We start from the raw sequence: 6087 nt of genomic DNA on the forward strand, positions 1-6087 counted from the left end.
AGTGTTATTTTATGTAAGTAGTACAACTGTAAATATTCAAATTTTAACAAATATATATAAAGCACACTACAATCAAGTTACCAGCGGTGTTTGCCCCAGTTTTCAGGATTGGCCCAATAGTCTGCGTTCAGCCAATTTGGTAATTGCTTGTAGTCATACAAATTGAATTGCCATAGCGTGGCTGACGTAGAGGACAAATCTTCAGACAAAGATGTATTCTCAGTTATATGGTCAATATCCAAGGCTTGCTCGCTCAATATATCGAACGGGGTAAATCCATAAGCTTTTAAGTTTATACTGCTTTGGAGGGCGATGAGTAGATGAGCAGCATAAAGATCACGATAGCGCATAAGCACAGGAATGTATTGCTGTAGTAGCTCTGTTGGTAGGGTCGGCAGCCAGAAGCAAACCAGTTCATAGCGATCTGGTACTTGCTGCTGCATCAGATCCGATATAGTGGATACGTCGAACTTCGGGACAACTGCTGCATTAGCTTCATTTTCTTTAGAGGTTTGCTGGTTTTTTAGTTGTGTGTCTAATGCCAGTAAGGTTTCGTTATCCTGTACTACCCACAGCACCTTTGTCTTAGCAATATCGTTTGGGTTGTCAGTCGTCGTGCTTGCCCTAGCCTCTGCCGTCACATCGGTTTGCTTTGTCAGTGAAGGGAACAGAACGTCGGTGTAATCTATCAATAAAGGTAAAGTAATCTCTGAGCGACTGGCAGTTTGCTTTGTCATATATGGGGCCGTTTTATCTAAAGGTAATCATCAGTGAGTCCATTAAATCATTTTCGGCGTCATTATCCAATTATTGATTGATGGTTTTGTAGTTGGCAATAAAATATAACGGCAATAATATTGGCAGTCATACTTGAAATTTACCATTTCAGGTCAATTTAACTAAGAGCAATGCAACTAAAGTCAACGCAACTAAAGACCTATGTTAAATTAGTCGCGTTACAAGCTGCGCTAGGAGCGTAATCAGGTTTGACGAATCTGAATAACTAGAAGATATAAAGTATCTGTCTTATCTAGATACGATGTTTGGCGAACATGTTTGGCGAAATCTAGGTTTGGCGAAATACAGCCGTTTTTATCTCATTTGGGTGTCTGTCAATTGAATTAAAAGTACCTTCTAGTGAGGGTTTTATAAGGCGCTGACGATGCTCAGCATTGAATGATAACAAACACTTTTTAATAAATAATAATAGGAAACCACATGTCGACCACTGAAGCGGATATTCAAGCCATCAATCCAGCAATGCCTGACGTACCAACGCAAGCACCCAGTAAAATCAATCTAAAGGACTACACCAAGCCAAGTTTTGATGTAGAGACCGTGGATTTGAATATCAAGATTTTTGAAGCGCACGCGCAGGTAGATAGTACGTTAAAGATGGTGCGTCAAACAGCTGGTGACGTCGTATTGTTCGGTGAAGACCTAGAACTGCTTGCTATCTCAATGAATGGTGAGTCACTGGCTTCTGATCGTTATGAGCAAAAAGCAGGTCAGCTGACGATATCAGATGCACCCGATGAGATAACATTGGACATTCAAGTACGTATCTGCCCACATACCAATACCGCGCTTGAAGGGTTGTATATGGCGGGCAGTGGTGACGATACTATGTTTGTCACCCAGTGTGAGCCAGAAGGCTTTCGTAAGATTACCTTTTATCCAGATCGTCCTGATGTGTTGGCGATATTTACCACGCGTCTAGAGGCAGATAAGCGCTATCCAACCTTATTGGCCAACGGTAATTTGGTTGAGGCAGGTGACGTTAGCGGCGAGACAGATCGTCATTATGCGATTTGGCATGATCCGACGAATAAGCCAAGTTACTTGTTTGCTTGTGTTGCTGCAGATTTAGATGTCCTAGCAGACACTTATACGACCAGTGAAGGGCGAGAAGTCGCGCTTGAGTTGTATGCAAAGTCTGCCGACATTGATAAGTGTGATGTTGGTATGCAAGCGCTAAAAGATGCGATGGAATGGGATGAGGTCAATTATGGTCGCCCATACGATTTAGATCGTTACATGATCGTCGCTGTTAGCCAGTTCAATATGGGTGCGATGGAAAATAAAGGTCTGAATATTTTTAATACGGCTTGTGTGTTATCTAGCCCTGAGACAACGACCGATGCTCGCAGCTTTAGTGTCAAATCCATCATCGCCCATGAGTATTTTCATAATTGGACGGGTAATCGCATCACATGCCGCGACTGGTTTCAGTTGTGCTTAAAAGAAGGTTTTACCGTTTATCGTGATCAATCGTTCTCAGCAGACCAGCAATCAAGGGCCGTACAGCGTATTGACGATGTTTCAAATTTGCGTGCTCATCAGTTTGCTGAAGATGCAGGACCGCTTTCGCATCCTGTGCGCCCTGAAAGTTTTGTTGAGATTAATAACTTTTATACGACGACTGTCTATGAAAAAGGCGCTGAAATCGTTCGTATGATTGCCAATACGTTGGGTCCCGAGGACTTTCGCAAAGGAACAGACGAGTATTTCCGCCGATACGATGGGCAAGCAGTTACGGTCGAGGACTTCTTATCTGCGCTAAGCATCACCGATAGCAAGATTGAAAACTTTATTGATTGGTATCGCCAACCTGGTACACCAGTGATTTCAGGCCACCAAGATTATGACAGCGCTAGTCAGACATTGACGATTATCTTGAATCAGAAAACACGTCATGTTAGTGGCTTTGATGCACCAAGTCCTTTACCTATTCCAGTAGCAACGGCATTATTTGACAAAGACTCTGGTGATATTGTTGCCGAGCGAATGCTGTTACTCGATCAGGCAAGTCAGTCATTTACTTTTGAAGGGGTGACAAATGAGCCAGTAGTGTCGTTACTGCGTGATTTTAGTGCGCCAGTGCAGCTTAACTATGATTACCAAGATGAAGACTTGGCATTTTTACTGCAGCATGAAACCAATGGTTTTAACCGCTGGCAAGTGACGCAAATGCTAGTAAACCGTATCTTGTTGCAAGATAAAGACTCAAAAAGCAGTCCTGAGGTTTATCTGCAAGCACTCACTCAGACATTGCCGGTACTTGCGTCTGAAGACACAATGTTAGCGGCTCGTTTGCTCGATATACCGTCAGCGCGTGAGCTGGCTTCTGCTATTCAAAAAGACTACGATCCAGAACTGGTCAAAGAGCAACGTGACAATCTGCACCAATTGGTGGCCGATCAGCTACAAGATCAATGGGCTGATCTGTATCAACAATTACCAATGCAGACTTATCAAGATAGCCCTGAATCTCGTGGCAATCGTGCGTTACGCAATGTCGTGCTTGATATGGCATTGACCGCTGATGTCGCTGGCGCAGTTGACTGGGCTCAGCAGCAATACGACAATGCGGGCTGTATGACGGAGCGTTTTGGTGCTTTGAGCGTGATGGTCAATCATCAAGTAGCCAATGTAGAGGCGTATCTGGCCGATTTTTATAAGCGTTTTAATGGTAATGACTTGGTCATTGATTTATGGTTCAGTGTGCAGGCTTCTGCCGAAATGGTGACTCCTGACGCTATTAAGTCGTTGATCGCTCATGCTGATTTTGATTGGAATACACCCAACCGTGTGCGCTCGGTTATCAGTGCTTTCGCCTCACAGCCAACGGTATTGTGGACGGCAGAAGGATTAGATATTTATACAGGTGTGATCAAAAAGCTAGATGAGGACAATCCAGTATTGGCTTCGCGCATACTGCAAGTGCTGGCACGCTGGAACACGCTGGCTGAACCACGTCGTCAAATGGTGCATGAGCAGCTTGTTGACCTGCAACAACAAGTCTCTTCTAAGCATGTGCTTGAGAGTTTAGACAGTGTCTTGGGCTCAGCAAGCGAGTAGTTCGTCAGGATGCAGTCATAAACCTTCACAAAGCAGTGTCTATTTGTGAAGGTTCAACAGGCTCTATTTTAGAAACTAAAAAAGCCTGTTCGATATGATATCGAACAGGCTTTTTATTTGCTTAACTTACTTAGATGACAATTAGCGATTAGGCAGTATGTCCTTCACCATATCACGTAGATTATGTAACGCTTCTACCGTGCTGTCCCAGTCCAAACAACCATCGGTAATTGATTTACCGTATTCAAGTTGGCTTAAATCTGCAGTCAGTTTCTGATTACCACCTTTTAGGTGACTTTCGATCATCATGCCGATGATGGATTTATTGCCGTTTTGGATTTGCTCGGCGACGTTGTTGATAACCATCGGTTGTAGGTAAGGGTCTTTACCAGAGTTTGCATGGCTAGAGTCAATCATAATTTTGCTGCTGGTTTTGCCTTTAGCCAGTGCGCTCTCAACTTGAGACACAGCGGTTTCATCGTAGTTGGGTTTGCCGTTGCCGCCACGTAGTACGACGTGTGCATACGGGTTGCCGTTAGATTTGATGATAGAAACTTTACCATCAGAGGAGAGTCCCAAGAAACTATGACCTGCTTTTACTGCTTGCATAGCGTTTACAGCGACCGTCATGCCACCATCCGTACCGTTTTTGAAGCCAACTGGACACGATAGTCCTGAACTCATTTCGCGGTGTGTCTGGCTTTCGGTAGTACGAGCACCAATGGCTGACCAGCTAATCAAGTCTTGCATGTACTGCGGCGTATTTGGATCCAAGGCTTCAGTCGCACATGGCAGGCCTTTTTCGTTCAGATCAAGCAGCAGTTTACGAGCCATGCGCAGTCCTTTCTCGATATCAAAACTGTCGTTCATGTCAGGGTCGTTAATCATCCCCTTCCAGCCAACAGTTGTACGAGGTTTTTCAAAATAGACGCGCATCACGACAAAAATACTGTCTTCGACTTCTTTGGCTAATACAGCCAAACGGTCGGCATATTCGTGCGCAGCTTTGATATCATGGATAGAGCAAGGACCAATGACCACAAATAGGCGCTTGTCTTTGCCGTCCAAGATATCTTGGATAGTTTTTCTTCCTTTTAAAACCGTTTGATAGGCTTCTTCTGATAGAGGCAGCTCAGTTTTTAGCTCAGCTGGAGTGACCAAAGGGATGAATTGTTTAATGTTCACGTCATCAATATCTGCATTATGGGTAGCTGGTGTAGTCATGATTATATCGTCTAGCTAATTTATAGGAATATTCATTATGAGGACAAAAGTGCTGATTGACAAGGGTAGTCGCACAGTTAATTAACTGATAACTGGAATGAGGAAACCAAAACTTAGTTATAGTTATTGCTTCTGATGTTGCTTCTAAATTTGTCGCTAAAAACTATGGTTCTAATTATGTGAATGAATTTCGCTATTTCAATCATGGTCACGTATGATGACAGCATAAATGAAGTGGTGCTAAATGAAGTGGTACTATGTTAGCTAAGGTGCGTAGACTGGTTGTGTCTAAAAAATAATCCCGATAACCGAAAATGCTGGTCAGTTATCAGTCTCAATGCCTGTTTGCCTGTGTTATGCATTATAATAGCGATAAGTTGTTCCCTTATTTTTCTGATTGTGTCTTTCCGCACTGTGCTTTTATTATCTTAACCTCGAGAGCTTGTCATGACAGATTCTTCAATATTACCTAAAGATGCTGATTTAATTGACCAGATTGCGACTCAACAGCGGGTGTCTGAGAGCAAATCAACGCCATTGATTATTGGTATTGTCGCAGGTGAAGTATCAGGAGATAGTTTGGGCGCAGATTTCATGCAGCAGATGAATAAACTGCGTGATGATATTGTTTGGGTGGGTGTTGGTGGTACAAAAATGCAAGCCCAAGGGCTGAAAAGTATCTTTCCACTAGAACGTTTGGCGGTGATGGGCTTGGTAGAGGTCATGTCGCAATTGCCTGACTTGTTTAAGGCGCGCCGTGAGCTATTAAGTGAATTTAAGACAGCAGGTATTGATTGGTTTATTGGCGTTGATGCGCCTGACTTTAATCTACGTGTTTCTAAAAAGCTAAAGCCGAAAGGTGTATTTTGTGTTCAGTACGTCAGCCCATCTATTTGGGCATGGCGAGAGTCACGCATTCATGGGATCAAAACGGCGCCCCACTTATTGCTTTGCTTGTTTCCCTTTGAGTTGCCTGTGTATGAACGGCATAATCATCCAGCA

Annotated in this window: 3 protein-coding genes and 1 pseudogene; 2 read left to right on the forward strand and 2 right to left on the reverse strand. The window is 43.5% G+C overall.

The genetic code is table 11. The features are described 5' to 3' along the window. Positions 1-77 precede the first annotated feature (77 nt). On the reverse strand, positions 78-737 hold the full coding sequence (locus L0J61_RS08355; protein WP_301465991.1) for a DUF6231 family protein: 660 nt from the start codon (positions 735-737) through the stop codon (positions 78-80). 481 nt (positions 738-1218) lie between these two features. Here L0J61_RS08355 and pepN point away from each other — a divergent pair, with 481 nt between their 5' ends. After that, positions 1219-3861 carry an aminopeptidase N gene (gene pepN / locus L0J61_RS08360; RefSeq protein ID WP_301465992.1) on the forward strand — a complete coding sequence of 881 codons (2643 nt, stop codon included), beginning with the start codon at positions 1219-1221 and terminating at the stop codon, positions 3859-3861. Between the two features lie 141 nt (positions 3862-4002). Here pepN and L0J61_RS08365 read toward each other — a convergent pair whose 3' ends face one another. Continuing rightward, positions 4003-5085 carry a 3-deoxy-7-phosphoheptulonate synthase gene (locus L0J61_RS08365; protein WP_301465993.1) on the reverse strand — a complete coding sequence of 361 codons (1083 nt, stop codon included), beginning with the start codon at positions 5083-5085 and terminating at the stop codon, positions 4003-4005. Positions 5086-5532: 447 nt separating this feature from the next. Between L0J61_RS08365 and L0J61_RS08370 the strand changes: the two are divergent. Next, positions 5533-6087: pseudogene (locus tag L0J61_RS08370) on the forward strand (lipid-A-disaccharide synthase); the annotation flags it as partial.

This window comes from Psychrobacter sp., assembly GCF_030457785.1.
Lineage (GTDB): Bacteria > Pseudomonadota > Gammaproteobacteria > Pseudomonadales > Moraxellaceae > Psychrobacter.